This is a genomic window from Dellaglioa sp. CoH-55-MRSF-9 (assembly GCF_056782155.1).
Genome location: NZ_JBXAYG010000130.1, coordinates 1 through 253, shown reverse-complemented (window position 1 = coordinate 253; position 253 = coordinate 1). Strand labels below are relative to the sequence as shown.

Sequence of the window (253 nt, the reverse complement as noted above, 5' to 3'; positions counted from 1 at the left end):
CGTTAAAGTTAAGCCGACATCGCCGGGTCGCCGCGCGATGGTCAAGGTGGTCAACAAGAACCTGCACCAGGGCAAGCCGTTCGCGGCACTGCTCGACTCGCAGAGCTCGACCGCCGGCCGTAACAACAACGGTCGTATCACCACGCGTCGCAAGGGTGGTGGTCACAAGCAGCACTACCGTATCGTCGATTTCCGTCGCACGAAGGACGGCATCCCGGCAAAGGTCGAACGTCTCGAGTACGACCCGAACCGC

Annotated in this window: 1 pseudogene; it reads left to right on the top strand. The window is 61.7% G+C overall.

From position 1 onward, the window contains the following. Window positions 1-37: 37 nt before the first annotated feature. Window positions 38-253: pseudogene (locus AC1RPV_RS08065) on the top strand (hypothetical protein); the annotation flags it as partial.